The sequence below is a fragment of the Streptomyces sp. CB02400 genome, assembly GCF_001905725.1.
Lineage (GTDB): Bacteria > Actinomycetota > Actinomycetes > Streptomycetales > Streptomycetaceae > Streptomyces > Streptomyces atrovirens.
In genome coordinates this window covers 17,570-42,326 of record NZ_LIWB01000030.1, presented here as the reverse complement: position 1 = coordinate 42,326, position 24,757 = coordinate 17,570, and the positions used below count along the sequence as shown (strand labels likewise).

General features: G+C 72.5%; 23 protein-coding genes and 1 pseudogene. 10 read left to right on the top strand and 14 right to left on the bottom strand.

Annotated elements, in window-relative coordinates:
- Positions 1–36: 36 nt before the first annotated feature.
- Genes AMK33_RS38820 through AMK33_RS38810 form a run of 3 tightly spaced genes read right to left on the bottom strand, consistent with a single transcriptional unit; the run spans position 37 to position 3,364 of the window.
- Complete coding sequence (locus AMK33_RS38820; RefSeq protein WP_107425363.1) at positions 37–1,185, bottom strand: long-chain specific acyl-CoA dehydrogenase; 1,149 nt, start codon at positions 1,183–1,185, stop codon at positions 37–39.
- Positions 1,182–2,207 (bottom strand): LLM class F420-dependent oxidoreductase, encoded by a 1,026-nt coding sequence (locus AMK33_RS38815; protein ID WP_073937957.1) that lies wholly within the window; start codon positions 2,205–2,207, stop codon positions 1,182–1,184. The genes AMK33_RS38820 and AMK33_RS38815 overlap by 4 nt, the downstream gene beginning before the upstream one ends.
- Positions 2,207–3,364, bottom strand: coding sequence for a CaiB/BaiF CoA transferase family protein (locus tag AMK33_RS38810; protein ID WP_079195156.1), 1,158 nt, complete (start codon positions 3,362–3,364; stop codon positions 2,207–2,209). Before AMK33_RS38810 ends, AMK33_RS38815 begins: the two co-directional genes overlap by 1 nt.
- 262 nt (positions 3,365–3,626) lie before the next feature.
- Between AMK33_RS38810 and AMK33_RS38805 the strand changes: the two genes are divergently transcribed.
- The 4 genes and pseudogenes from AMK33_RS38805 to AMK33_RS38790 all read left to right on the top strand — a co-directional run bounded on the left by AMK33_RS38805 (position 3,627) and on the right by AMK33_RS38790 (position 7,352).
- Positions 3,627–4,349, top strand: a complete 723-nt coding sequence (locus tag AMK33_RS38805) for a TetR/AcrR family transcriptional regulator (protein WP_073937955.1) — start codon at positions 3,627–3,629, stop codon at positions 4,347–4,349.
- Between the two features lie 86 nt (positions 4,350–4,435).
- Entirely contained in the window at positions 4,436–4,945 is a 510-nt protein-coding gene (locus AMK33_RS38800) for a DUF4334 domain-containing protein (protein WP_073937954.1), read from the top strand.
- Positions 4,942–6,034: pseudogene (locus AMK33_RS38795) on the top strand (NAD(P)-dependent alcohol dehydrogenase). Before AMK33_RS38800 ends, AMK33_RS38795 begins: the two are co-directional and overlap by 4 nt.
- Positions 6,035–6,158: 124 nt before the next feature.
- Complete coding sequence (locus AMK33_RS38790) at positions 6,159–7,352, top strand: TetR/AcrR family transcriptional regulator (protein WP_073937953.1); 1,194 nt, start codon at positions 6,159–6,161, stop codon at positions 7,350–7,352.
- Positions 7,353–7,497: 145 nt separating this feature from the next.
- Here the strand turns inward: AMK33_RS38790 and AMK33_RS38785 are convergent, their stop codons facing one another.
- Positions 7,498–8,697 carry an oxygenase MpaB family protein gene (locus AMK33_RS38785; protein WP_073937952.1) on the bottom strand — a complete coding sequence of 400 codons (1,200 nt, stop codon included), beginning with the start codon at positions 8,695–8,697 and terminating at the stop codon, positions 7,498–7,500.
- Positions 8,698–9,024: 327 nt separating this feature from the next.
- Here AMK33_RS38785 and AMK33_RS45090 point away from each other — a divergent pair, with 327 nt between their 5' ends.
- A complete protein-coding gene (locus tag AMK33_RS45090) occupies positions 9,025–9,945 on the top strand; it encodes a phosphatase domain-containing protein (protein WP_327380511.1) in 921 nt (306 codons plus the stop codon).
- A 203-nt stretch (positions 9,946–10,148) separates the two neighbouring features.
- Here the strand turns inward: AMK33_RS45090 and aztD are convergent, their stop codons facing one another.
- The 4 genes from aztD to aztB all read right to left on the bottom strand — a co-directional run bounded on the left by aztD (position 10,149) and on the right by aztB (position 14,540).
- Complete coding sequence (gene aztD / locus AMK33_RS38770; RefSeq protein ID WP_073937951.1) at positions 10,149–11,354, bottom strand: zinc metallochaperone AztD; 1,206 nt, start codon at positions 11,352–11,354, stop codon at positions 10,149–10,151.
- A 107-nt stretch (positions 11,355–11,461) separates the two neighbouring features.
- Positions 11,462–12,421, bottom strand: a complete 960-nt coding sequence (aztC, locus tag AMK33_RS38765; RefSeq protein WP_073937950.1) for a zinc ABC transporter substrate-binding protein AztC — start codon at positions 12,419–12,421, stop codon at positions 11,462–11,464.
- The gene (locus tag AMK33_RS38760; protein ID WP_073937949.1) at positions 12,418–13,668 is read right to left on the bottom strand and encodes a hypothetical protein; all 1,251 of its coding nucleotides are present in this window, start codon (positions 13,666–13,668) and stop codon (positions 12,418–12,420) included. The genes aztC and AMK33_RS38760 overlap by 4 nt, the downstream gene beginning before the upstream one ends.
- Before the next feature lie 17 nt (positions 13,669–13,685).
- The gene (gene aztB, locus AMK33_RS38755) at positions 13,686–14,540 is read right to left on the bottom strand and encodes a zinc ABC transporter permease AztB (protein WP_073937948.1); all 855 of its coding nucleotides are present in this window, start codon (positions 14,538–14,540) and stop codon (positions 13,686–13,688) included.
- Between the two features lie 14 nt (positions 14,541–14,554).
- Between aztB and aztA the strand changes: the two genes are divergently transcribed.
- Both aztA and AMK33_RS38745 read left to right on the top strand, forming a co-directional pair.
- Positions 14,555–15,307 carry a zinc ABC transporter ATP-binding protein AztA gene (gene aztA / locus AMK33_RS38750; protein WP_073937947.1) on the top strand — a complete coding sequence of 251 codons (753 nt, stop codon included), beginning with the start codon at positions 14,555–14,557 and terminating at the stop codon, positions 15,305–15,307.
- A 227-nt stretch (positions 15,308–15,534) separates the two neighbouring features.
- Positions 15,535–16,029, top strand: a complete 495-nt coding sequence (locus AMK33_RS38745; RefSeq protein WP_073937946.1) for a VOC family protein — start codon at positions 15,535–15,537, stop codon at positions 16,027–16,029.
- Between the two features lie 13 nt (positions 16,030–16,042).
- Here the strand turns inward: AMK33_RS38745 and AMK33_RS38740 are convergent, their stop codons facing one another.
- Genes AMK33_RS38740 through AMK33_RS38720 form a run of 5 tightly spaced genes read right to left on the bottom strand, consistent with a single transcriptional unit; the run spans position 16,043 to position 18,875 of the window.
- Positions 16,043–16,942 carry an alpha/beta hydrolase gene (locus tag AMK33_RS38740; protein ID WP_073937945.1) on the bottom strand — a complete coding sequence of 300 codons (900 nt, stop codon included), beginning with the start codon at positions 16,940–16,942 and terminating at the stop codon, positions 16,043–16,045.
- Between the two features lie 15 nt (positions 16,943–16,957).
- Entirely contained in the window at positions 16,958–17,923 is a 966-nt protein-coding gene (locus AMK33_RS38735; protein WP_073937944.1) for an amidohydrolase family protein, read from the bottom strand.
- The gene (locus AMK33_RS38730) at positions 17,913–18,164 is read right to left on the bottom strand and encodes a DUF1427 family protein (protein WP_073937943.1); all 252 of its coding nucleotides are present in this window, start codon (positions 18,162–18,164) and stop codon (positions 17,913–17,915) included. Before AMK33_RS38730 ends, AMK33_RS38735 begins: the two co-directional genes overlap by 11 nt.
- Entirely contained in the window at positions 18,161–18,307 is a 147-nt protein-coding gene (locus AMK33_RS38725; RefSeq protein WP_073937942.1) for a DUF1427 family protein, read from the bottom strand. Before AMK33_RS38725 ends, AMK33_RS38730 begins: the two co-directional genes overlap by 4 nt.
- Before the next feature lie 7 nt (positions 18,308–18,314).
- A complete protein-coding gene (locus tag AMK33_RS38720) occupies positions 18,315–18,875 on the bottom strand; it encodes a quercetin 2,3-dioxygenase (protein ID WP_073937941.1) in 561 nt (186 codons plus the stop codon).
- 149 nt (positions 18,876–19,024) lie between these two features.
- Here AMK33_RS38720 and AMK33_RS38715 point away from each other — a divergent pair, with 149 nt between their 5' ends.
- Positions 19,025–19,918, top strand: a complete 894-nt coding sequence (locus AMK33_RS38715; RefSeq protein WP_073937940.1) for a helix-turn-helix domain-containing protein — start codon at positions 19,025–19,027, stop codon at positions 19,916–19,918.
- 9 nt (positions 19,919–19,927) lie between these two features.
- Here AMK33_RS38715 and AMK33_RS38710 read toward each other — a convergent pair whose 3' ends face one another.
- Positions 19,928–21,394, bottom strand: coding sequence for an MFS transporter (locus tag AMK33_RS38710; protein WP_073937939.1), 1,467 nt, complete (start codon positions 21,392–21,394; stop codon positions 19,928–19,930).
- Between the two features lie 245 nt (positions 21,395–21,639).
- On the opposite strand from AMK33_RS38710, the gene AMK33_RS38705 reads away from it, so the two are divergent.
- Both AMK33_RS38705 and AMK33_RS38700 read left to right on the top strand, forming a co-directional pair.
- Positions 21,640–22,263: a TetR/AcrR family transcriptional regulator gene (locus tag AMK33_RS38705; RefSeq protein ID WP_073937938.1), complete on the top strand. Its 624-nt coding sequence runs from the start codon at positions 21,640–21,642 to the stop codon at positions 22,261–22,263.
- Between the two features lie 175 nt (positions 22,264–22,438).
- Entirely contained in the window at positions 22,439–24,730 is a 2,292-nt protein-coding gene (locus AMK33_RS38700; RefSeq protein ID WP_073937937.1) for an alpha-L-rhamnosidase, read from the top strand.
- Positions 24,731–24,757: the final 27 nt, after the last annotated feature.

The window sequence follows — 24,757 nt, the reverse complement described above, 5'->3', positions numbered from 1 at the left end:
GCGACACGGGTGTGGTCGGGGGAGGTCGGCCGGCGCTCAAGCGAGCAGGGAGCGGCCGATGATCTCCTTCATGATCTCGGTGGTGCCGCCGTAGATGGTCTGGATGCGGCCGTCGACGAACGCCTTGGCGACCCGGTACTCGGTCATGTAGCCGTATCCGCCGTGGAGTTGCAGACAGCGGTCGGCGATCCGCTTCTGCAGTTCGGTGGCCCACCACTTGGCCATCGAGGCGTGTACGGCGTCGAGTTCGCCCCGGCTGTGCTCGGCGACGCAGCGATCGAGGAAGGTGCGGGTGACCGCGGTCTCGGTGGCCATCTCGGCGATCTCGAAGCGGATGTGCTGAAACTTGGCCAGCGGCCTCCCGAACGCCTCGCGTTCCTTCACGTACCGCGTGGTGACGTCCAGGATCTCCTCGGCCGCGGCGGCGGCGCCGACCGCGATGGCCAGCCGCTCCTGGGCGAGGTTGCCCATGAGGTAGGTGAAGGCCCGGTTCTCCTCGCCCAGCAGGTTCTCCTTGGGGACGCGTACGTCTTCGAAGAACAACTCGGCGGTGTCCTGGGCCTTCTGGCCGATCTTGTCGAGGTTGCGGCCCCGTTCGAAACCTTCCGTGCCGCGCTCGACGACGAGCAGGCTCTGCCCGCCGCTGCCGCCCTCGGGGGTGGTGCGGGCGACCACGACGACGAGGTCGGCGAGGATGCCGTTGGAGATGAAGGTCTTCGCGCCGTTGAGCAGGTAGTGGTCGCCCCGGTCGGTGGCGGTGGTGCGGATGCCCTGGAGGTCGGAGCCGGCACCGGGTTCCGTCATGGCGATGGCGGTGACGAGGTCGCCGGAGACGAATCCGGGCAGCCAGCGGCGTTTCTGCTCCTCGGTGGCGAGCCGGGTCAGATAGGGGCCGACGATGTCGTTGTGCAGGCTCAGGGCGAGCCCGGAGGCACCCGCGCGGGCGAACTCCTCGATGAGGACGGCGCTGTACCGGAAGTCGTCGGTTCCGCCGCCGCCGTACTCCTCGTCGACGGCCATGCCCAGCAGGCCCTGGCGGCCCGCCGAGCGCCACACCTCGCGGTCGACGACGCCGTCCTTCTCCCAGCGTTCGTGGTGCGGGGCCACCTCCTTGGCGAGGAAGGTGCGGACGGTCTCGCGGAAGGCCTCGTGGTCGGGGCCGTACAGGTCGCGTTCCAAGGTCACAGCCAACTCCTCACGTGCTCGATCAGCCGGGCGGGATCGGGGCCGACGGGGGTGACGTTGAGCATGGTCACGCCCGTTTCGCGGAAGGCCTCGACGCGGTCGCGGACATGGCCCTCGGGGCCGGCCAGGCAGAGGAGTTCCAGCAGTTCGGCCGGTACGGCGGCCTCCGCGTCCCTCTTGCGGCCCGCGAGGTAGTGCTCCTGGATCGTGGCGGCGGCGGACTCGTAGCCGTAGGAGCAGACCAGGTCGTGGTAGAAGTTGCGGCCGGGCGCGCCCATGCCGCCGACGTAGAGGGCGACGGTGGGGCGCATCAGGTCGCGGACGGCCTCGGCGTCGTCGCCGATGGCCAGCAGGCCGCCCGCCACCACCGAGAGCGGGCCGAGCGCGGGGTCGCGCCGTGCGGTGCCCTCGGCGAGCGGTCCGCCCCAGACCTTGGCGGCGTGTTCGGGGACGTAGAGGAACGGCAGCCAGCCGTCGGCGAGTTCGGCGGTCATGCGGACGTTGGCCGGGCCGAGCGCGGCGACGTACACGGGGACGGTGTCGCGGACCGGGTGGTTCAGCAGTTTCAGCGGTTTGCCGAGGGTGCCGCCCTTCTCGGCCGGCAGGGGCAGGTCGGTGATGCCGTGGTGCTCGATCACCTCGCGCCGCCAGATCCGCCGGGACAGCTCGATCACCTCGCGGGTGCGGCCCAGCGGGCGGTCGTAACGGCGGCCGTGCCAGCCCTCGACGACCTGGGGTCCGGAGGCGCCGACGCCGAGGAGGGCGCGTCCGCCGGTGAGGGCGTCGAGTCCGGCCGCGGTCTGGGCGATCAGCGCGGGGCTGCGGGAGTAGACGTTGAGGATGGCCGAGCCGATCCGCATCCGCTCGGTCTTCGCGGCGAGGTATCCCATGACCGTCGGGGAGTCGAAGCCGTAGGCCTCGGCCACCCAGACGGCGTCGAGTCCCGCGGACTCCAGGGCGGCGGCCCGGTCCGCGGCGGCGCGCGGGTCGCCGGCGTACGTCAGAGGTGAGGAGAGTTCCATCAGCGGTGGTCCTCGATCAGTTCGGGTACGTCCCAGTCACGGGCCACGTCGGGGGTGTGCGCGCCGGGGGCGGCCGGAGGGAGGCGGAGGGTGCCGGGGGTGTCGGAGAAGCGGGGGGCGGGGGCGGGCTGGGTGATGCCGTACGCCTGCGTGTAGGTGCCGCGTCCGGTCAGGTGCCGGTGGCCGGCCGCCTCGTGCAGCGAGAGCACGGGCGCGACGCAGGCGTCGGTGTCCTCGAAGAGGGCCGTCCACTCCGCACGGGTGGCGTTCTTGAACCGGGCGGTGAACACGGCCCGCAGCTCGGGCCAGTTGCGCGGGTCGGCGCGGTCCGGCAGCTCCTCGCCGTCCAGGCCGAGCAGGGAGACGAACACCGTGTAGAACTGCGGTTCCAGGGCGCCGACCGCCATCCAGCCGCCGTCGGCGGTCTCGTAGACGCCGTAGTGGGGGCAGCCGCCGTCGAGCAGGTTGCGGCCGCGGGCGTCCTGCCAGGTGCCCTCGGCGAGCATGCCCCAGAACATGGCGGTGAGGTGTGCGGTGCCGTCCACGATCGCGGCGTCCACCACCTGGCCGCGGCCGGTGGCGCGGGCGGTGAGCAGCGCGGCGAGGACGCCGGTGGTCAGGTAGAGGGAGCCGCCCGCGTAGTCGCCGAGCAGGTTGACGGGGACGACGGGTGGTCCGTCCGGCGTGCCGATCATGGACAGGGCGCCGGCGGTGGCGATGTAGCCGATGTCGTGTCCGGCCAGGGAGGAGAGGGGTCCTCGCTGGCCCCAGCCGGTCATCCGGCCGTACACCAGGGCGGGGTTGCCGGCCATGCACTCCTCGGGGCCGACCCCGAGCCGCTCCGCGACACCGGGCCGGTATCCCTCCACCAGGATTTCGGCGCGCGCCGCCAACGCCCGTACCGTTCCCGGCCCTTCGGGTGACTTGAGGTCGACCAGGACGGAGCGCTTGTTGCGGTTGGTCACGTCACGGGCGGGATCGCCGCCGAGCGGCGAGGGGCCGGGGCGGTCCACGCGCACCACGTCGGCGCCCAGGTCGGCGAGGAGCATCGCGGCGAACGGACCGGGGCCGATCCCCGCCAGTTCGACCACGCGCACGCCGTCCAGCGGGCCCGTCGTACGGCGGCCGGGTGGTGGGTCGGGAGAGTGATGGCTCATGGGTTCCTCTCTCGGTGCGCGGTGGGCTCGCCGCCGCTCGACCGGGACCTTACTGAGCGTTCGCTAAGAACGTAGGAGAGCGCGGACGGTCGGTCAACTACCTGAGCTGCGGGAGTTTTTGCGCCCTCGTACCGGGGAAGTGACATCGAGCCGGACGCCGGTCTCCCCGTTCCCCTGATCGATCGCTAAGCTGCCGGAAGGAGATGACGCGGACTCACGGCCGTACGATGTCGCCGATCGCCGCCCGTCTTGAGGAGAGTCGTTGAGCACCGAGCCGAGCCAGGACACCACGCCCTCGACGGAGCACTGGCGCTCCTACGGGCCGCTCGACCTGCACCCGATCCTGGTCCACGCCATGGAGGCCTTCAACGAGCACGGCTACCACGGCACTTCGGTCCGGGACATCGCCGGCCGGGTCGGCGTCACCGTGCCCGCGCTGTACTACCACTACGAGAACAAGCAGGCGTTGCTGGCCACGCTCCTCGAGACCTCCATCAAGGACGTCCTGGACCGCTGCCGGACCGCGGCCGGGGAGGCCGGGGACGATCCTCTGGCGCGGTTCTGCGGCATGGTCGAGTCGATCGTGCTCTACATGACCCACCGTCAGCAACTGGCCTTCCTGGACACCGAGATCCGCAGCCTGGAGCCGCAGAACCGGGCCCGCTACGTCGCCCTGCGCGACTACCTCCAGCACATGCTGCTGGACACGGTCGAGGCCGGCCGCGCCCGGGGCGTGTTCACCACGCCGGTCCCGGCCGACGCGGTGCGTGCGGTGCTCATCATGTGCCAGGGGGTCGCCAACTGGTTCCGCGAGGACGGCCCGCTCACCGCGGAGGAGGTCGCCGAACGCCATGTGCTGCTGAGCCTCGGCACCGTGGGCCACCCCGGCGTGGTCACCGGCGACCTCGCCCTCGCACTCCCACGGCACTTCTCCCCCGCGCGGACCCAGGCCTCCCGGGGTCCGGCTCCGCGCGCCTCCCGGTGACGCGGCACGGCACCGCCGTACGGCCCCACCGGGGACACCTTGACGTTTCACCCTCATGGTCCCGCACCGACGAGAGGACAGCCCGCATGGACGTGCTCGAGGCCCGCGCCCGGTTCCAGGAACTCCGGGAGAAGGACGGCCCGGTCGACCCCTCCGAACTCGACCGGATCTGGGCGGAGTTGGCGACCGTCCGCCCCGAGGAGATCCTCGGTGAGTGGAAGGGCGGCGAGTTCGACACCGGCCACCCCCTCAACGGCACGCTGGCGAAGGCCGGCTGGTACGGCAAGACGTTCGCCGCCGTCCACGACGCCAAGCCGCTGATCTGCCGGAACGAGAAGGGCGAGCTGTACTCCAACCGCGAGCTCGGCATGGGCGAGGCCAGCCTGTGGACCGTCGAGTTCCGCGGCGAGTCGACGGCCACCATGATCTACGACGGCCGGCCGGTCCTCGACCACTTCAAGCGGGTGGACGACACCACCCTGATGGGGATCATGAACGCCAAGGGCGTCCCCGCCGAAGGCCCCTTCTACTACTTCTTCCTCCATCGCGCCCCCGACGCCCCGCACGAGGCTGCCCGTGCCGAAGAGGGCTCGTGAGGCGTATCCGCGCCGCGGTCACCGAGGCGCCGGGCGCCCCGTTCACCGTCCGGGACGCGGACCTCGAGGACCCGCGGCCGCACGAGGTGCTGGTGCGGATGACCGCGGCCGGCGTCTGCCACACCGACCTGGGGATGCGGGACACCTGGCCCCGGCACCTCACCCCGATGGTCTTCGGCCACGAGGGCGCCGGCCGGGTCGAGGCGGTGGGCACGGAGGTGACCGGCGTCGTACCGGGGGACCATGTCTGCCTCACCTTCGCCAGTTGCGGCGCCTGCGAGCAGTGCGCGGCGGGCCATCCGGCCTACTGCCACGCCGCGCGGGCCCGGAACTTCTCCGGTGGACGCGGCGACGGCACCACTCCGCTCTCCCTCGACGGCGCACCGCTGCACGCCGGTTTCTTCGGCCAGTCCAGCTTCGCCACGCACGCCGTCGTCCACGAACGCGGCGTGGTCAAGGTGCCCTCCGACCTGCCGGCCGCGGTCGCCGCGCCGCTGGGCTGCGGCGGCCAGACGGGCGCGGGCACCGTGCTCAACCGGCTGCGCCCCGAACCGGGATCCTCGCTGGTCGTCCTGGGCGCGGGCGGGGTCGGGCTGAGCGCGCTGATGGCCGCGGTGGCCGTGGGCTGCGACCCGGTGGTGGCCGTCGACCCGGTCGCCTCCCGCCGTGCCCTGGCCATCGGACTGGGCGCAAAGGCGGCCCTGCCCCCCCGGGGACGGTCTGACGGCGGCGCTGCGCGACCTCACCGGCGGCGGCGCGCACCATGTCGTCGAGACCACCGGCCGTCCGGAGATGGCCCGCCGGGCCGTCGGCGCGCTGCGCCCGCGCGGCGAACTCGCCCTCCTCGGCCTCGGCGGTGAGGTGACGTTCGACGTGACGGTCCTGCTCGCCAAGGGCGTCCGCGTCCACGGGGTGATCGAGGGGGACTCCGACCCCGGTCGCTTCGTCCCCGAACTGATCGGCCTGCACGGGCGTGGCCTCTTCCCGGTCGAGCGGCTGGTCACCACGTTCCCGTTCGAGGACATCGGCGTGGCCGTGGCCGCCATGGGGGACGGCAGCGTGGTCAAGCCGGTGCTCACCTTCACCTGAACCTTCACCTGGCCGGCCGCTCCGGCACCGGGAACGGCGGTGCCGGACGGCGTGTCCGCCCGCGTCCTGTCGGTCCGCGCCGAGGGAGTCCGGCCTCCTGACGGCGTGTGATTGACTGATCCGCATGGCTCCCGCCTCCCCGCCCGCCCGTCCGGCCGCGACCGCCCCGGCCGCGGCCACCCGGCCCCGCAACCGCAAGCAGCTCATCGTCGACGCGGCCGGGCGGGTCTTCAGCGAGCGCGGCTACCACAAGGCGTCCATGGAGGAGGTCGCCGCCGGCGTGGGGATCACCGCGACCGCCCTGTACCGGCACTTCCCGAACAAGTACGCGCTGTTCGCCGCGTGCGCCCACGTCATGGTGGACGGACTGGTCGCCGCGCTCGAAGAGGTGCCGCCCGGGGCGCCCTTGACGGATGTGCTCACCGCCGTCACCCGGGTCACCGTCGCCCATCGCGCGTCGGGCGGCGTGTACCGGTGGGAGGCCCGGTACCTCGACCGCGAGGACCGCCGGCGTCTCGCGGTGAAGTTCGGCCGTCTCGTCGGGCGGGTCGACGAGGCGGTGCAGCACGAGCGCCCGCTGCCCGACGAGCGCCTGCGGGCCATGGCGGCCCTCGGTGCGATCGGGTCCATCACGATGCACCGCACCTCCATCGCCGGGCGCCGGGCCGAGGAGCTGCTGCTGGCGTCCGCGCTGCGCGTGGCCGCGACCGATCCGGCGGCGGGCCGGCCGGGCACGCGCCCCGTCGAGCTGCCCGCCCGGCCGGTGCCGCGCACACGGCGCGCGGAGATCCTCGCGGCCTCCGTCCCGCTGTTCGCCCGGGACGGATTCGCCAACGTCACGAACGGACAGATCGCCCAGGCGGTGGGACTGACCCCGTCCGCGCTCTACCGGCACTACCCCGGCAAGATCGACATCCTGGCGGCGGCATGTCTCCAGGCGGCGGGACTGCTGGCCCAGGGCGTGGAGCGGAGTCTGCACGAGGTGGCCGGTCCGCACGACGCCGTCGTCATGCTGGCGGCGACGTACGTGGCCTACAGCTTCGAGTACACCGAACTCAACAGTGTCGCCGAGGCCGAGCTCGCCGGCTTGCCGGCCGACCTGCGGCGGCCCCTGCTCCTCGCCCAGCGGGAACACATCGCCGTCTGGGAGCAGCAGTTGCGGCTGGCCCGTCCGGAACTGGACCCGCGCCAGGCCCGGGTGCTGGTGCACGCGGGGTTCGGTGTGGTGGTCGAGGCGGGACGCAGACTGCGGTGGCGGGACAGCCCCGGCCATCGTGCGGCCGTGACCGCTCTGGTCGTGGGCGCTCTGGGTCTCTGAACGGCCGCCGGAACCCGGCAGCGGCGGGGCGCCGCTGCCGGGAGGCGCCTCGTGCGCCTCGTGCGCCTCGTGCGGGAGTCACCCCGGCGCCCGCCCCTCGTTCCGTCTGCCGCGGGGCGGGCACGTGCGGGACCGGATCGGCGGCTCAGCCCGGCCTGTTTCCGGTGGGGATCGTGATGGGGGTGGTGGTCCCGGAGGAGCCCTTGTTGAGGAACAGCATGGCCAGGGCGCGCACGAACTGGTCGAACATGTAGAAGGTGCCGGGCATGACGGGCGACAGCCCCTCGCGGAACAGGATGAACGCAGGCCATGCGGTGCGGACCAGGGCCGCCGCCGCGTAGTCGCGCTTCAGCCCCAGCCAGTCGCCGACCTCGTTGCTGAGGACGTAGCGCACGAACTCGTTCAGGAACCCGCGCGTGACGCCGAGGTCGATCTGCGCGGTCAGGCCGAGCAGTTCCTCGGCCAGTTCGATGCCCTCGGTCGACGGGGTGAGGATCGGGGTGAGCACCTGCGCCGACTGCTTCTCGGCGGCCGCCCAGGTCCTGGGGATGTGCTCGTACGGCACACCGAGCAGGTGAATGGCGACCTGCCACGAGTGCAGGAACGCCTCCTGGTCCGCTGCCGGGTACGGGATCCTCCAGTCGAGCAGCTTCCGGTGCACGTAGGTGCCCAGGCTGTGGAAGGTGACGAGGATGTCGGCGGCGCTGATCGGGATGGTCTCGTCGGCGACCGCCCGCCAGTGCGGCGACTGCGGCAGCAGGTGACGTACCGCGGCGTGCACCACGCGTGTCTTGTTGGCGGTGACGACGAACTGTCCCGTCGGCTCGAAGGCTCCCAGCTCGGACAGGTCGTAGCCGAACGTGAACGTCTTGGCCGCGCGGTCCTGCATGTCGGCGCCGCCCGCGGACCAGTAGACGCTCTTGGCCTCGCGCGGGATCACGGTGCTCATGATGCCGCTGCCGAGGCCGTACAGCATGAAGAGGTACGTGTCCCTGCGCCGGTTGAAGTCGGCGGCGCGGGCCAGCTTGGCGGGGTCGGCCCAGGAGGGCAACTGGTTGACCTGCCGCAGGTACGCGGCGAATTCGGCCGGCAGGCCGCCGGGCAGCGGGTCGTCGTTGTTCACCCACGACGCCCATGCGGTGTTGATCGCCGGAACGTGTCCGTTCTCGAGCATCGAAGCCATCAGAGGGTCCGCCGCGTCGTCCCAGATCCACTCCGGACCGGTTCCCGCGGCGGCCCCCGTCACCGAGCCCTCCGACGCCCACGCCCGGACGGGGTTCGCCACGCCCACGAGGCCGAGTGCGACACCTAGTGACAGGGCCTTTCGCCTGCTGAGGTTCTCCATTGACTTACCTGCTTCCCTGATGGGCCAGATGGTTCCAGATACCTTCGCGGGCTTGCCTGTTGCGCGACCAATACGTGATGGGCCTCGCAGCACAGATGTGATTTTCGATTAACATAGCGAGGCGTGTCGCTGTCGGCAATGGTCATGACAGAAGGCTCGTCGCCGATGTCGGCCCACGGCCCGCCGGTCCCTCTCCGACGCGACGTCAGGAGGAGCCGTACGGCACCGCGCCGATAGCGTCCCCCGGACCGGAGTGGGCGGCCGACGCGGGAACCCGCGCATGCCGGGCGGCGAAGTGCCCGTAGCCGGTTCCCACGGTGCGCAGTCGTGCGGGAAAGGGCGTCGGGAAAGTCCGGTGCGGTCGACGCGGAGGATCGTGCCCGTGCTCCGGCGCGGGTCGTGTTCAAGTGGCCGGCCGATGTCCAGGCTCCTTCCTCTCCCTTCACCCGCCAGGCCGTCGGGGTCGGTTCCAGCGGTTTCCGACGGGCACCGGACAGGTCACCCGGACATGGCCGCCGACAGCGAGGACGGTCCGTCGGGAAGCGCACCGGGCCCACCGCGTCCCCCTTTGGCTCTTCAGGGCGGTTCTTCCGCTCTGCCGCCGTGGATCGCTTCCCCCGGACGACGGAACAACCGGCCTCCCGGTGCCGGGGTTTCGAGGGGCACTCCAGTCGCGGCCTCCCTCCCCCCTGTGGTTTCCCGCAGGGCCGGTACTGCGGGAAACCACAGGACGTACGGCGGTTTTCCTCGTACTCACGGCAAGGCGACCGACCTAGCGTTTTTTCCGCCGGGCCAGCCGGCATCAACGACGGAACCCCCGGAGTCGTCCGGCTCCCGTCAGGACGACTCGTCCGCGGGCGGGGGCTGAGAAACGGACTTCCGGAGGGCCAGGTACCGACGCTGGCCGTATACCTGACGGATCACCGGCCCGCGACGCAACCGTGGGAGAGCCGGTGGATCCGGTGGCGGGGCTTCCGGCTGCCCTCCGACCCCGACGACGCGTTGCGCACGCTCCGGCTCGTCCATGAGCGCGGACTCGGCGAGCGGGTCGAGGTCGCCTGCGGCGGCGGTGCCGGACGCACCGGAACGGCACTGGCCGCGATGTGCGTGATGGAGGGCATGGAACCCGGTCAAGCGGTCAAGTGGGTCCGGCAGCGCTATCGTTCACGGGCCGTCGAGGTCCCCTGGCAACGGCGGTTCATCCGCCGGGTCCACGCATCCGGTGTCTCCGGGCCCCGAGAGCCGTAGCCGGGTTCCGTGAGTCAGGGCCCGGTACGGCGAGCCGTCGTGAACGGCGGCACGAGACGGGAGGCGTGTGCGGCGTCGCGGTAGATCTTGCAGGTGACGGGGCGGCCCACCGGCAGGTGAAAGGCGTCCGGCGGCAGCGGCGCCCCGGCCGCGCCGGGTCGGGCCGGCGGGCCGGGGGCGCTGTCGCCTCGCCGAGTGGGCCGTCAGTGGCCGGCGGTGACGCCGGAGAGTTCGTTCGTGCTCTTCGGCAGGGTCACCGACGCCAGTTTCTCGCCGGTCTCGATGTCGACGGCGTGGAGCTTCCGCTCGCCCGGTTCGGAGACGTACGCGGTGTGGTCGCGGACGAAGAGGGTGGGCCGGGGCTGCTGCCAGTCCAGCGGTTCCTGCCACGCGTCGGCGACGGGGATCTCCTTCTCCACCTTGCCGGTCCCGGGGTCGATGACGTGGAGGGTGCCGTTCGTGCCGAGGACGAGTGCCTCGCCGTGCGGTCCGCGTCCGAGTGAGCGGAAGGAGTAGCTGGTGCCGAGGTCGACCAGGCGCAGCTTCGCGGTCCCGGTGTCGATGAGGGAGATGCGGGTCGGCCGCTCCAGCTCGGCGTCCGGGTCGGTCTTGTAGTCGCCCAGGAGGACCGGTGACGCGTCGCTGCCCGCCTGGTTGCCGATGCGGCCGTAGTCGTCGGGGGCGTCGACCTTGGTGAACTCGCCGTCCTTGTAGATGAGGACGCCGTCCTCGCAGCCGACGGCGACGGCCTCGCCCTGGGCCGCGGCCTCGCCGTGGACGCCGGGGCAGTTCTCGCTGCGCGCGATCTCCTTGTCGTTCTTGTCGAGGACGAGGGCGCCGGTACGCTTCTCCTCGGTGCCGAGGGTGGTGAGGAGTTCACCGTTGCCCAGTTCGATGGCGACGCCGTGGTGCGCCTCGGCGGTGGTGTAGGTGCGTCCTTCCGGCTTCTCGCCGCCGGCGAGGTCGGCGGGGTCGAAGACGTTGACCTCTCCGGTGCCGTCGGTGAAGAGCACCGTCTTGCCGGCGTGCCGTACGACGTGTCCGGGCTTGGCTCCCTCGTAGGTGATGCCGGTGAGGGTCTGCCCGGTGGCGTCGAGGACGCGGAAGCCCGCGTCGGTGGAGACGATGACGTGGTCGTCGTCTCCGGCGGGGTTGACCCGGTTGAAGCCGGGCAGCTCGATGGTCCCGGTGAGTTCGAGGCTCTCGCCGTCCAGGATGTACAGGCCCCCGTCGAAGGTGGCGACCAGCGGGTCCTTGACGTCGCCGGCGGGTGTGGCGCCGGGCGTCGCCTTCGCCGCCTTCGTGTCGGACGAGGCACTCTCCCCTCCCCCGCAGGCGGTCAGGACCGCGGACACCGCGAGGGCGAGGGCCGTACCGGAGACGAATCTGTTGCGTATCGACTTGTTCACTGTGTGTGTTTCCTTCCGGCCGCGCGGGCGCGGCGTCGGTGTGGTGGTGGGTGGTGAGTGGTGGGTGGTGTCGGCCGGTCGCGCCGGCCCGGCACGGTGGCGCGGGTTCAGCCGGTGGTCAGGCCGTCGGTCACGGCCTCGGTGTTGGCGCGCATCATCCGCAGGTAGGTGTCGGCGCCCCCGCCCTTCCCGGTCAGCGACTCGGAGTAGAGCTCGACGACGCGCACCTCGCCGCCGAGTTCCGTGCGCAGGACCTCGGCCAGGCGGGTGGGCCGGGAGGAGTCGGCGAAGACGGTGCGCACGCCCGCTTCGCGCATGGCCTCGGTGAGTGAGCGCAGGTCGGAGGAGCTGGGTGAGGCCAGGGTGGTGCCGCTGGGGATGACCGCGCCGATCACCCGGAAGCCGAAGCGGTCGGCGAGGTAGCCGAAGACATGGTGGTTGGTCACCAGGGCGCGCCGGTCCTCGGGTATGCCGTCGAAGGACTTCTCCATCCAGGTGGTGAGGTCGGCGAGTTGTGCGTCGTAGCGTTCGGCGTTGTCCCGGACCGCCTCCTCGTCCACGCCGTCCACGTTCTCGATCACCTGGTCGGCGATCAGACCGGCGGCCCTGCGCACACGGTCGGGGTCGGTCCAGAAGTGCGGATCGGGCTGCCCGGCCTCCTCCTCGGGGCCTCCGTCGGCCTGCTTCCGGAAGGTGAGGGGGTCCACCGCCCTGCCGGCCTCGAAGGTGGTGACCCCGGACTCGTGGGCGGCCTCCACGTGCCGCAGTACGTTCTCCTCCAGGCCCAGGCCGTTGAAGACCACCAGGTCGGCGTGTTCCAGTTCGGCGGCCTGCACGGCCGACAGGCCGAAGGAGTGCGGGTCGGCATCGGGCTTCATCAGTACGGTGACGTCGGCCTCGTCGCCGACGACCTCGCGGGTGATGTCGCCGAGGATGTTGGTCGTCACCACGACCTGGGGCCGCTCGTCGCCGCTCGTGCAGGCGGTGGCCGTACTCGCGCAGACGAGGGCGATCAGGGCCGCCGGCAGGCGGCGCAGCCGCAGAACGGTTCGCCTCGGTGTCGTCATCGTCCGGTCTCCACCATCAGCGCCGGCTTCATGTCCAGGTCGAAGGTGCGGGCGACGCGCAGGCTGTCGTTGTAGTCGATCTCGTACACGCGGCTGCCTTCCGGGTCGTTGAGGTAGGCACGGCTGCGGTCGACCTCGATCACGGGTCCGTGTCCGTCGGTGCCCGCCCGCAGGTCTCCGGTGAGGAGCCGCTCGGTCCGGGCGACCGGCTCGCCGGTGGCGATGTCGTAACCGTGCAGCGCCCCGTCGGTCTCCAGGACGAGCAGCGGGGAGCCCTCTCCGGCGGTGTTGGCGGCGACGACCGGGCCGGTCCCCACGCGGGTCCACGTGCGTTCGGTGACGTCCAGCACCCACACGGCCCGGTCCCCGGCCGGTGCGGTGAGGGTGTCGCTGCCCGCGCGGTGACGGAAGGACGACGCCCGTTCCCCCGCGGGCAGGTCGCGGTCGTACGGGATCCTCTCGGCCGTGAAGTCTCCGTCGTCCTCGCGGATCAGCAGGGCGCCGTCGGCGCAGCCGAAGACGACGCCGCGCCGGGTGACGGCGTCGCCCGCCGGGTCCTCGCAGGTGGCGTCCGGGGACGCCACGCGCCCGCCCTCACGGTCGTACACCGCGACCTTCGGTGTGTTGCCCTTCCCGTCGCCGGTGAGGGTCAGCAGGTGCTCCGCGTACGGCACCACCGCCCCGGCGTGGGTTCCGGGGAGCGTGCGGGGGGAGCCGACGCGGCCCTCCTCCAGGTCGGCCCGGCGGTGGATCGTGGCCCTGCCGTCCTCACCGGTCACCGCGGTCACGGCCGCGTCGCCGCGCACCCGCGCGCCCGAGCCCGCCGGGAACCTGCCGGCGTCGCGTATCGCGGCGCGGTAGTAGTGCACGTGGTCGCCGTGGTCCACCGTCCAGGTGCCGGCGTCGAGGACGCGGGTGCCGTCCGGGGTGTGGAAGTAGCCGAACCGGCCGTCCGTGGTGAGTTCCGTGGTGCCCGTCGTCCGGGACTCCTCGTGTGTTTTGCCGGTGATCAGGTCCAGTACCCGGGTGTCTCCGGCGCCCGGGTCGTTGAGCACCAGTCGTGACTGCTGCTCGGCTGCCTCCTGTGCCCCTTCGACGTACCCGTGCGGGGTGGCGGAGGCCGTGGAACCGGCTTTCGGGGAGGACGTGTCGTCGTCCTGCTCCGCGCAGCCCGCGGTGAGCAGCGCGAGGGCCACGAGCGCGGCCGGCGCCCCGGCAGTGACGTTTTTTCGGACGAACAAGGACATCGCCTCTCAGGTCTTTCTCAGTCGGTCGCCGACGGACGGATGCCGGCCGGGTGTGTGCGGCGGTGGCGGATGCCGGATGCCAGGTGGGAGAGGAAGAACAGGCTCACGGCCAGGGCTGAGACGGTCGCGCCGGCGGCGGTGCCCAGGTGCCAGGACAGCAGCAGGCCGAAGAAGGTGGCGGTCACACCGAGCAGCGCCGCGAGGACCATCACGCCCCGCACGCCGCGCGCCCAGGGCAGCGCGGCCGCCGGCGGAGCGATGAGCAGGCCCAGCACCAGCAGCGTCCCCACGATGTGGAAGGAGGCGACGATGGCCAGCGTCAGCAGGCCGAGCAGCACGGCATGGGCCAGGCGCGGACGCAGCCCGAGCGTCCGGGCCTTGCGCGGGTCGAACGCCAGGGCCAGAAAGGCGCGGTGGCCGAGGACCGAGACGGCCAGGGCCAGCACGAGGGCCACGCCCAGCAGCGCCAGGTCCCGTTCGCGCACGGCGAGGACGTCGCCGAAGAGGAAACCGGTCAGGTCCACCGCGAAGGACTGCGACCGCGACACGATGATGACGCCGAGCGACAGCATCCCCACGAACAGCAGCCCGATACCGGTGTCCTGGGACAGCCGCGGGGTGCGGCCGAGGGCGGTGACACCGGCCGTCATGACCGCCGCGCTCAACAGCGCCCCCACCATCGGGTTGCCGCCCAGCAGCGCGGCGAGTGCCACTCCGGGCAGCAGCCCGTGCGACATGGCGTCACCGAGGAAGGCCATCCCCCTCAGCACCACCCATGTGCCCGCCAGGGCGCAGATCGCCGACACCAGGATTCCGCCCCACAAGGCGCGTTGCACGAAGGTCGCCTCGAAAGGGGCTGTCAACCACTCCATGCGAGCACACTACAATGAAAATCATGTTCAAAAAATCCGGCCTCCCCTCCACCGCCCCCGAGGACACGACGTTCCGCATCCGCTTCACCGAGCTGTCCGCGGGCTACACCGGTCATCCGGTGCTCCATCAACTCACCGCCGGCATACCGGCGTCGGCCACCACCGCACTCGTCGGTCCGAACGGCAGCGGGAAGTCCACCCTGCTCGGTGTCCTGGCCGGAGTGATCCGGCCCACAGCGGGCGAGCTGCACCACACCGGCAGCCGGCCACCGGCGTTCGTCCCCCAGCGCGGCGCGGTCGGTGACGCACTGCCGTTGACGGTCCGGCAGACCGTGGAGATGGGACGCTGGGGCGAACGCGGCCCGTGGCGCCGGCTGACCCGGCGGGACCGCGCCACCGTGGACGCGGCCATGGACCGCATGGGCATCGCCGATCTGGCCGCCCGTCAGCTCGGGGACCTGTCCGGCGGACAGAGGCAGCGCGCCCTCATCGCCCAGGGGCTCGCCCAGGAGTCGGACCTGCTCCTGCTCGACGAGCCGACCACCGGACTCGACCCCGAGGCCAGGGAACGCATCGCGACACTGCTGACGGAACTGGCCGCCGACGGCGTGACCGTCGTCCACGCCACACACGACCTGGACGCCGCCCGCGCGGCCGACGCCTGCCTCCTGCTGCGCGAAGGGCGCCTGGCGGGACAGGGACATCCCGACCGGATCCTCACCCCGTCGGCGCTCGTCGGCGCCTGGCAACCGGGCGGAACCATCTGACGCGCACATTCCGGTGCCACGCCACCGGATCAACATGAGGTGACGCTCGCAACCGTGCGCGCGGAGGACGGACGCGAGGTACGCGGACTGCCGTGGACCGAGGTGGCCGACCGGTCCTCGCCGGGTGAGGCCGGGGCGCCGCGCGCTTGACCTGAACCGGACTTGAGCTTCTACGTTCGTTCGCAGCCGCGGGAACCGACCGGCGGTGCTTTTCGAGGAGGTCCGTCATGACCGAGCGCACAGTCGACACAGCCGACATCGAGATTCCCGACCGCTATCGCTGTGCCGTGGTCCCGCACATCATGGTCGACGACGCCGCCACGGCGATCGACTTCTACCGGCGGGCGTTCGGCGCCCATGAGGACTTCAGGATCGACGCTCCCGGCGGCGGGATCCTGCACGCCGAGATCACCGTCGGGCGGTCGGTGCTGATGCTGGGCGACGCGAGCGTGGACGAGGCGGAGGCCGGCTCCTTCGCCGCGCCGGCCGCGCTCGGCGGGGGCACCTCCGTCACGCTGCACGTCTTCGTGCCGGACGTCGACAGCCTGGCGGAGCGCGCGGAGGCGGCCGGCGCCGAGATCCTCCAGCCGCCGACCGACATGTTCCACGGTGACCGCACCGTCATCCTCAAGGATCCCTCGGGCCACATGTGGGTCTTCCTGACTCACCTGGAGGACGTCTCGGAGGAGGAGCTGCGGCGACGCCTGGCCGCCGCCGGGTGACCGCTCCCCCGGCTCAGGTCCGGTCGTCTCCCGTGCGGCGGCGGGCGAAGTCCACGGTGCGGGTGAAGCAGTCCTCGACGTCCGTGTCGGTCAGGCCCACCCAGAGGTGGTTGCCGCCGTCGAGGAGGCGCAGGTCGGGGTCGTGGCCCGCCGCCCGCAGGGCTCCGGCGAGGCGGACGGACTGCCGGGCGGGGACCAGGGCGTCGTCGGTGCCGTGCAGGATCAGGAAGGGCGGCGCCTGGGGGCCGACGTGGGTGACCGGGCTGGCGTCGCGGGCCGCGCCGGTCCGCTCCGCCGGGGCGCCGCCGAGCAGCAGTGCCTCGAAGCCGGCCGGGTCGTGGGCGTCGTAGGCGCCCTCGGGGTGGTCCTCGGCGAGTGCGGGCAGGTCGGTGGGGGCGTACCAGGTGACGCAGCCGGCGACGGTGCCGGCGGGCCTGGTGAGGGCGGTCAGGGCGGCGAGGTGTCCGCCGGCCGACTCGCCCCACAGGACGGTCCGCGCGGTGTCCAGGCCGAGGTCGGCGGCGCGGGTGCGCAGCCAGCTGAGGCAGGCGGCCAGGTCGTCGGTCTGGGCGGGGTGGGGGGCCTCGCCGCTGAGGCGGTAGTCGGGGCAGGCGACGGCGAACCCGGCCCGGACGAGCCGGGCGAAGGGTCCGGGGTCCCAGTGGCGGAAGCGGGGGCCGAGGTCGTCGCGCAGGCCCGTGCGCCAGGCGCCGCCGTGGACGAAGACCACGACCGGGACGGGTCCTGCGGCAGCCTGCGGCAGCCACAGGTCGGCGGTCAGCGGGCGGCTGCCCTCGGGGACCGCGTAGACGGCGCCGCGCAGCAGCCGTACGCCGTCGGCGGGGTGCGCGGGGTGCGGCAGGGGCAGCACGGCCGGGTCGGGCGGGGCGAGCAGGTGGAGGGGGAACGTCACGGTGGGTGCCTTACGTCAGCGGGCCGTACGGGGCAGGATGCGGCGGGCGTTGGCGGTGGTGAGCGCGCGCCAGCCGGTCGCGCCGTCGGGTGCCGGGGCGGCGTCCAGGGCGGCGACATGGGCCTCCACCCCGGCGGCGGGGGTCCAGCAGTGGTCGCTGCCGTACAGGAGGCGGTCGCTGCCGACGAGGTTCAGCAGGGCGGGGAGCTGGCGGGGCAGCGCGGGTCCCGCGAGGTCGTAGTGGAGGCGGCCGAGCTGTTCGACGGCGCCGGGGGCCTCGGTGCCCTCGGGCATGAACATCCTCATGAAGCCGTCGATGCGGTCGGCCAGCACCGGCAGGGCGCCACCGCAGTGCGGCACGATCACCGTGAGGTCGCGGTGGCGGTCCAGCGTCCCGGCCATGAGCAGGTCGGTGACGGTGCGGGCGGTGTCGAAGACGAACTCGATCATCGGGCGGGGGCGTCCGAGGGCGGACCGCTCCCAGCACACCGGGGACGTGGGGTGCAGGAAGACGACGGCGCGGCGCCGGCCGAGTTCGGCCCATACGGGCTCCAGGTCCGGGTCGCCGAGGTAGGTGCCGTGGGTGTTGGTCTCCAGGACCACCCCGTCGGCGTGCAGGGTGTCGTAGGCGTACGCGATCTCCTCCAGGGCGCCGTCGACGTCCGGGAGGGGCAGCGAGGCGAACAGGCCGAAGCGGCCCGGGTGGTCGCGTACGGTCTCGGCGCCGGCCTCGTTGACCTCGCGGGCCAGGCGGCGGGCGACGGTGTCGTCGCCGAAGTGGACGCCCGGCGAGGAGATCGAGAGCATCGAGGTCCCGATACCGCAGCGGTCCATCAGCTCCAGGTGCGCGGCCGCCGACCAGGTGGGCCAGGCGGGGACCCCGTCGGGGAGTTCGTGTCCGGCCTCGCGGGCCCGGCGGACGTAGGAGTCGGTGAGGAAGTGGGCGTGGACGTCGAGGTATCCGGGGGTGTCAGGGGACACGGGGGGTTCCTTCTTCTGCGGCGGACAAAGGAGGAGCGGGACGGCGCCGGGTCGGGCGGTGGCGTACGGCGGTGGCGGCGCGTTCGCCGAGCACGATGCCGGCCAGCCCGGTCAGGCCGAGGAGCGGCGGGGCGGGTGAGGTGAGGTCCAGCGCCCAGTACAGCGCGCCCATGAGCAGACCGGCGGCGAAGGAGAGGCCGGCCTTGCGGAGGAAGCCGCGCGTGGCACCGGCGGCGCTCACAGGGTCTCCAGCACTGCCTGGCCCAGCAGCATGCCCAGCAGTCCGGCCAGCGCGACGGGGGGCGGTGCGGGCGACTCGACCCGCACCAGTACGTAGGCCACGCCGACCAGCGCTCCGGCGAGCAGTGCCTTCAGGTACGGCATGGGGCGCTCAGCTTCCGGTGCGCCACTTGTGGTCGGGCAGGAAGTTCACGTCGTACCGCTGCGGCACGGTGCCGAACTTGTGCGGCTCGGGAACGAACGGCTTCCGAGGCAGGCCGAGTTCGTCGGTGGGGGTGCCGAGGTTCTCGAAGAACCGCTCGAAGGTGCCGCCGGGTCCCGCGGCCACGCCGACGATCCGGCTGTGGTGACGTTCGATGCGGTAGGCGTGCGGGCAGTTCTTGGGCACGAACCCGAAGTCGCCCGCGGTGAGCAGCTTCTCGTACTGCTCGCCCTCGAGGTCCTCGACGAACAGCCGTACCGCGCCGTCGGTGATGTAGAAGACCTCGTAGGTGTCCGGGTGGGAGTGGGCGGGGATGATGTCGCCCTTCGGGCCCTCGCAGGTGAAGAAGTTGAAGGTGTTCTCGGTCTGCTCGCCGCCGGCGTAGACGGTGAACAGGTCGGTGAACAGGTGGGCGCGGTCGCCCTTGCCCTTCTCGATGAAGTACGGCTTGCCCGGCTCGGGCGGGATGTGGGAGCGCTCGCGGTAGCGGGTGGCGAACTCGATGGTCATGGTGATCCTTCCCGTTGAAGAAGAAGTCGATGGAAGAAGGAAAAGGGACCCGGCCGGGGCGTCGGCGGCTCGCCCCGCGCCCGTCGCGGCCCGTGCTCCTCAAGCTAGACCGGCCGGGAGGGACGGCCTTACGTACACTCGGGCACGCGATGAAGGAAAACGGACAGTTCCCCGTGGGCCGTGGTGCGGCCGGCATCCCGGCCGTGTCGTACCGGCCGACGCCCGGCAGGCCACCGGGTCTGGAGGTCCTCGACCTGCCCGGACTCGCCGCCCGCGCCGTCGAGCGGGGGCTGCCCCTCACGGTGCCCGGACGTCCGGCGTTCCACGTGGTCGTCGCGGTCCGCGGCGGGCGGCTCGCGTGCTCGGTGGACTTCACCTCGTACCCGCTCGCGCCGGGCGACTGGCTGTGGGTGTGGCCCGGGCAGGTGCTCCGGTTCCCCGACGGGCACCGGGGCTGCGACGCCACCGTCCTGGTCTTCCCCAGCGCCGCGACGGACGCGCTCATCCGGGACGGCGCGCACGTCCCGTACCGCCTCGTCACGCCGGACGGGCCGCGGCAGACGGCCCTGCTGCGGCTCCTGGACGCCCTGGTCGAGGAGCACACCGCACTGTCCGACCTGCCGCTGGAGGCGTACATCGAGACGGTGCGGCACCTGCTGTCGGTGATCCTGATCCGGCTCGTCCACCTCGCCGACCCGCGACGGCAGGGGCGTTCCGGCGGCGGCGAGCCGTTCCGGCTGTTCCGCGAGGCCGTCGAGGAGGACTTCCGCCGGACCCACCGGGTCGAGGACTACGCCGCCCGGCTCGGCTACAGTCCGCGCACCCTGACCCGGGCCACCCTGGCCGCCCTCGGCTGCGGCGCCAAGCGCTACATCGACGACCGGGTGCTGCTGGAGGCCAAACGTCTGCTGATCCACAGCTCGCTGCCGCCCGCCGCCATCAGCGAACAGATCGGGTTCACCTACCCGACGGTCTTCAGCGCCTTCTTCCGTCAGCACACCGGCATGACGCCGACCGAGTTCCGGTCGCTGACGAGTCCCTGAAGGCGGGGGTCAGCCGTCGGCGGGTTCTTCGTCGGGGTCGCGCAGCGGCGGGATGAACACGGAGAGCAGCAGGGCCACGGCCGTGACCGCGGCACCGAGCCAGAAGATCCCGGAGTAGCCGGCGTCGAGGTAGAAGGCGGTGCCGTCGACGGTGATACTGTGCGCGCCGAGGACGGCGTAGGCGCCGGCGGTCACGACGGCACCGAACAGGCTGATGAGCATGTTGAGCATGCCGCTGCCCAGCCCCTGTTCGTCGCGCGAGACCACGCCGATCACCAGGACCGGTGCCGTCGAGACGACGACGCCGGCGCCGACGTTGGCGACGCAGGAGGTGACGACGAGCTGGAGTTCGTCGCCGTGGTGGAAGCCCACGAGGGCGTAGCCGACGGCCATGACCGCCAGACCCACGCACCACACCCGGCGCGCGTCGAAGCGGCGCAGGTACCGGCTGACCAGCATGCCGGTGCCGAACATCACCAGGTTCCAGCTCACGCTGACGACGGCGTTGTGGTGGGCGGTCCAGCCGAGCCCGTCCGACACGCCCGGAATGGCGGGGTACAGGGCGAGCAGGATGGCGAGGCCCGGCATGGTGAAGGCGACGGTCTGGCCGAGCCCGCCGGCCGTCAGCGCCAGGGCGACCGGGCGGCGGCGCAGGACCCGCAGGTCCAGGATGGGGTGGGCGCTGGAGCGCTCGACGAACAGGAAGGTGATCAGCGCGGTGGTTCCCGCGCCGAGCCAGCCCAGGGTCCGTACGTCCGCCCAGCCCCAGCTCTGCCCCTGGCCGAGGGCGTAGACCACGGCCGTCAGACCGCCGCCGAGGACCAGGCCGCCCGGCCAGTCGAGACGGGACCCGAAGGCGTGCCGGGGAGTCTCCGGGACCAGCAGCGCGATCAGCGCGAAGGCGACCGCGGTGGCGGCGGCGAGGAACCACAGGACCCCGCGGTACCCCCAGGTGTCGATCAGCCGTCCCGCGAGGAACGGGGAGCCGAGGGCCACCAGACCTACGCTGCTGCCCATGATGCCGCTCGCCTGCTTCACCAGCCGGGACGGGAAGACGTCCCGTACGGCGGCGAACGACAGGGCGCCGAAGGGCCCGTAGCACCCGGCGACCGCCCGGCCCGCGAGGACCAGCCAGAAGCTGCCGGCCAGCGCCGCCAGCAGCTCGCCGAGGGCGCCCAGGGCCGTCATCGCGAGCATGACGCGCCGCTTGCCGTACAGGTCGCCCAGCTTGATCACGAAGGGGGTGAGCAGGGTCGACACCAGGGTGAGGGTCAGGCCGAACCACACCACCTGGGTGGTGTGGAACGCCTGGGCGACGCCCGCGGTGGCGTTGGCGCCGAGGATGCCGCCCGCGGCGAGCAACTGGGTCGGCCAGGCGAGCGCGATGAGGATCAGGACCAGGCGGGGTGTCCACCGCCCGTCCGCGGGGTCGCGGGGTGCGAGGTCGACCGTGGGGCTTGATGACGGCGTCGTCATGCCAGCCCTCCTTTCACGGAGGTGCCGAGGGAAGAGGGAGCATGTGGGGGAAGAGCGGAGAACGGGCTGCCGTGGCGCGGCGCTCACGGGAAGGTGACGGCGCGGCAGCCCGTCGTCGCGTGACGTCGATGATGACCCGAACACCTAGTGACCGCTAGGTTTCGAGAGTGTGGCCCACCTCACACAGCACGTCCGCGGCGGGCGCGGCCGGCCGTCACCCCGCACCCCGCCGGTACTGTTCTGGCATGGCGACACCCAGGGGACCTCGCGGCCACTACACGGCGGGCCGGGCACGGCGTACGCAGATCCTGGAGGCCGCCCTGCTGCGCTTCGGCAGGGACGGCTACCGCAAGACCTCCCTCGCCCGCGTCGCGCGGGACGCCGAGATCACCGACGCCGGGCTGCTGCACCACTTCCGCGACAAGCAGCAACTGCTGCTCGCGGTCGTCGAGTACTGGCACGAACGCATGGACGTGCGGTGGGAGCGCGTCTCCGACTCGGTGCGGGACGCCTTCCGCTGCCACCTGGAGGACACGGCCGAGACGCTCGGCATGCCCGGCATGGTGGAGCTGGCGGTCGTCCTGACCGCCGAGGCCACCGCGCCCGACCATCCGGCCCACGACCACTTCACCACCTGGCAGGAGAAGGGCGTCGCGGAGCTCGCCGACCGGCTGCGGGCCGGCAGCCGCAGCGGGGAGCTGCTTCCCGGACTGGACCACGAAGGCATCGCCCGCGAGTGCGTCGCCGTGGACGCGGGTCTGCAGCAGCAGTGGCTGGCCTCAGGGCGGTCCTTCGACCTGGTCGCGGTCATGCGCGCCCACCTCGACCGCCTGCTGCGGGGCATCTCCACGGACGGGCAGGGGTTGTAGGCACCCTTTGCGGAGCCACAGGGTGCCGGCGGTCCCTTCTTATTGTCATGGCCATGACTTGCCGAACCGGGCAGCCCCTGCGTGTGCCGCACGTCACACACGCCAAAACCTAGTAATCACTAGGTGTTGGCTGCATGATCGTGCCTGCTCCCCGCCGCTGCTGAGAAAGGGCGCCATGAATCACCACTGGACCGCACGTGTCGTCAGCCCGCCCATGTCCGCGCCCGCCGAGGGGGCCCGCCCGGCCGCGCTGCTGCGGGGCGAGTTCACCGCGCGGACCGCCGTGCGGTCGGCCCGGCTCCGGGTCACCGCCCTAGGCGTCTACGAACTGGAACTCAACGGCACCACGGTGGGCGACCACGTACTGGCCCCCGGCTGGACGAGCTACCGCCACCGGCACCGCTACCAGTCCTTCGACGTCACCTCCCTGGTCCGTGCGGGCCGCAACGCCTGGGGCGCCCACCTGGCCGACGGCTGGTACCGGGGCCTGCTCGGGTTCAACGGCGGCACCCGGGACATCTACGGCGAGCGCACCGGGCTCCTCGCCGAACTGCGCCTGGAGTACGCCGACGGCACCACCGAGACCGTCACCACCGGGGACGGCTGGCGCTGGAGCGCCGGGCCCGTCCTCGCCGCCGGCCTGTACGAGGGCGAGGAGTACGACGCCCGCCGGGAACGGGCGGGCTTCAGCGAAGCCGGCTTCGACGACTCGGCGTGGCAGCCGGCCGACGTCATCGACTTCGACACCACCGTCCTCTTCCCGGCCGACAGCCCGCCCGTGCGCCGCGTCGAACACCTCGCGCCCGTCGCGGTCACCACCTCGCCCACCGGGCGTACGGTCCTCGACTTCGGCCAAAACCTCGTCGGGCGGCTGCGCATCCGGGTCCGCGGCGAGGCCGGCCGCACGGTGACGCTCCGCCACGCGGAGGTCCTGGAGGAGGGCGAACTCTGCACGCGCCCGCTGCGGCACGCGCTCGCCACCGACCGCTACGTCCTGCGCGGCGACCCGGCGGGCGAGGAGTGGGAGCCCCGCTTCACCTTCCACGGCTTCCGTTACGCCGACGTCGAGGGCTGGCCCGGTGACCTCGACCCGGCCGACGTCACGGCCGTGGTCGTCCACAGCGACCTGCGCCGCACGGGCTGGTTCTCCTGCTCGGACGCCTCCCTGAACCGGCTGCACGAGAACGTGGTGTGGGGGATGCGCGGCAACTTCGTCGACGTGCCCACCGACTGCCCGCAGCGCGACGAGCGGCTCGGCTGGACCGGAGACGTCCAGGTCTTCGCCCCCACCGCCGCCTTCCTCCACGACGTCCGTGACTTCCTGCGCTCCTGGCTGCGCGACCTCGCCGCCGACCAGGGCGACGACGAGCGCGGGGTGCCGCCGGTGTTCAGCCCCGACATCCCGGTGATCACCCCGGTGCCCCTGCCGGCGGGCAACCCGCCCATGGCCGGCTGGTGCGACGCGGCCGTCGTCGTGCCCTGGGTGCTGTACGAGCGCTACGGCGACACGGAGGTGCTGCGCGCCCAGTACCCGTCGATGCGCGCCTGGGTCGACGCCGTCGGCCGCCTGGCCGGACCCGACCGGACCTGGGGCGAGGGGTTCCAGTTCGGCGACTGGCTGGACCCGACCGCCCCGGCGGACGACCCCGGCCGCGCGATGACGTCGTCCGCCCTGGTCGCCACGGCGTACTTCGCGCACTCCGCGCGGCTGCTGGCGCGGACCGCGGAGGTCCTGGACGACCACGACGACGCCGTCCGCCACCACGCCCTGGCCGACGCGGTCCGGGACGCCTTCCGCGCCCGCTTCCACACCGGCGGCGGACGCCTGACGGAGGAGACGCAGACCGCCTACGCCCTCGCCCTGTGCTTCCGGCTGCTCGAGGACGACGCCGAGCGCGCCGAGGCCGGACGCCGGCTGGCCGCCCTGGTGGCCGGGCGCGGCCACCGCATCGGCACCGGTTTCCTCGGCACTCCCCTGGTGTGCGACGCGCTGACCGGCACCGGACACGTGGACACCGCCTACCGGCTGCTGACCCAGCGGGCGTGCCCGTCATGGCTGTACCAGGTCGACATGGGCGCCACCACCGTGTGGGAACGCTGGGACAGCATGCTTCCCGACGGCAGCGTCCATCCCGGCGAGATGACCTCGTTCAACCACTACGCGCTCGGCGCGGTCGCCGACTGGATGCACCGCACCGTGGCCGGTCTGGCCCCCGCCGAGCCGGGCTACCGGCGGCTGCTGATCCGTCCCCGTCCCGGCGGCGGCCTGACCTGGGCGCGGGCCGAGCACGAGACGCCGTACGGCCGGGCCGAGGCCGGGTGGAGCCGGGAGGGCGACAGGCTGCGCGTCGACGTCGTCGTACCGCCCGACGTCACCGCGCTGGTCGAGCTGCCGGGTGCGGAGCCCGTGGAGGCCGGTTCCGGCCGGCACACCTTCTACGCGCCGTTCCCCGCGACCACGCGGTGACGCCCGTACGCCCCTCCCACCGCCGTC

Bases quoted from the DNA above. Each gene is read 5' to 3' on its own strand.
- AMK33_RS38725 (WP_073937942.1), bottom strand. From the start codon at position 18,307: ATGCCGTACCTGAAGGCACTGCTCGCCGGAGCGCTGGTCGGCGTGGCC.
- AMK33_RS38710 (WP_073937939.1), bottom strand. From the start codon at position 21,394: ATGACGACGCCGTCATCAAGCCCCACGGTCGACCTCGCACCCCGCGAC.
- AMK33_RS38810 (WP_079195156.1), bottom strand. From the start codon at position 3,364: ATGAGCCATCACTCTCCCGACCCACCACCCGGCCGCCGTACGACGGGC.
- AMK33_RS38700 (WP_073937937.1), top strand. From the start codon at position 22,439: ATGAATCACCACTGGACCGCACGTGTCGTCAGCCCGCCCATGTCCGCG.
- AMK33_RS38705 (WP_073937938.1), top strand. From the start codon at position 21,640: ATGGCGACACCCAGGGGACCTCGCGGCCACTACACGGCGGGCCGGGCA.
- AMK33_RS38760 (WP_073937949.1), bottom strand. From the start codon at position 13,668: ATGTCCTTGTTCGTCCGAAAAAACGTCACTGCCGGGGCGCCGGCCGCG.
- AMK33_RS38785 (WP_073937952.1), bottom strand. From the start codon at position 8,697: ATGGAGAACCTCAGCAGGCGAAAGGCCCTGTCACTAGGTGTCGCACTC.
- aztC (WP_073937950.1), bottom strand. From the start codon at position 12,421: ATGACGACACCGAGGCGAACCGTTCTGCGGCTGCGCCGCCTGCCGGCG.
- aztB (WP_073937948.1), bottom strand. From the start codon at position 14,540: ATGGAGTGGTTGACAGCCCCTTTCGAGGCGACCTTCGTGCAACGCGCC.
- AMK33_RS38790 (WP_073937953.1), top strand. From the start codon at position 6,159: ATGGCTCCCGCCTCCCCGCCCGCCCGTCCGGCCGCGACCGCCCCGGCC.
- AMK33_RS38800 (WP_073937954.1), top strand. From the start codon at position 4,436: ATGGACGTGCTCGAGGCCCGCGCCCGGTTCCAGGAACTCCGGGAGAAG.
- AMK33_RS38720 (WP_073937941.1), bottom strand. From the start codon at position 18,875: ATGACCATCGAGTTCGCCACCCGCTACCGCGAGCGCTCCCACATCCCG.
- AMK33_RS38745 (WP_073937946.1), top strand. From the start codon at position 15,535: ATGACCGAGCGCACAGTCGACACAGCCGACATCGAGATTCCCGACCGC.
- aztA (WP_073937947.1), top strand. From the start codon at position 14,555: ATGAAAATCATGTTCAAAAAATCCGGCCTCCCCTCCACCGCCCCCGAG.
- AMK33_RS38815 (WP_073937957.1), bottom strand. From the start codon at position 2,207: ATGGAACTCTCCTCACCTCTGACGTACGCCGGCGACCCGCGCGCCGCC.
- AMK33_RS38715 (WP_073937940.1), top strand. From the start codon at position 19,025: ATGAAGGAAAACGGACAGTTCCCCGTGGGCCGTGGTGCGGCCGGCATC.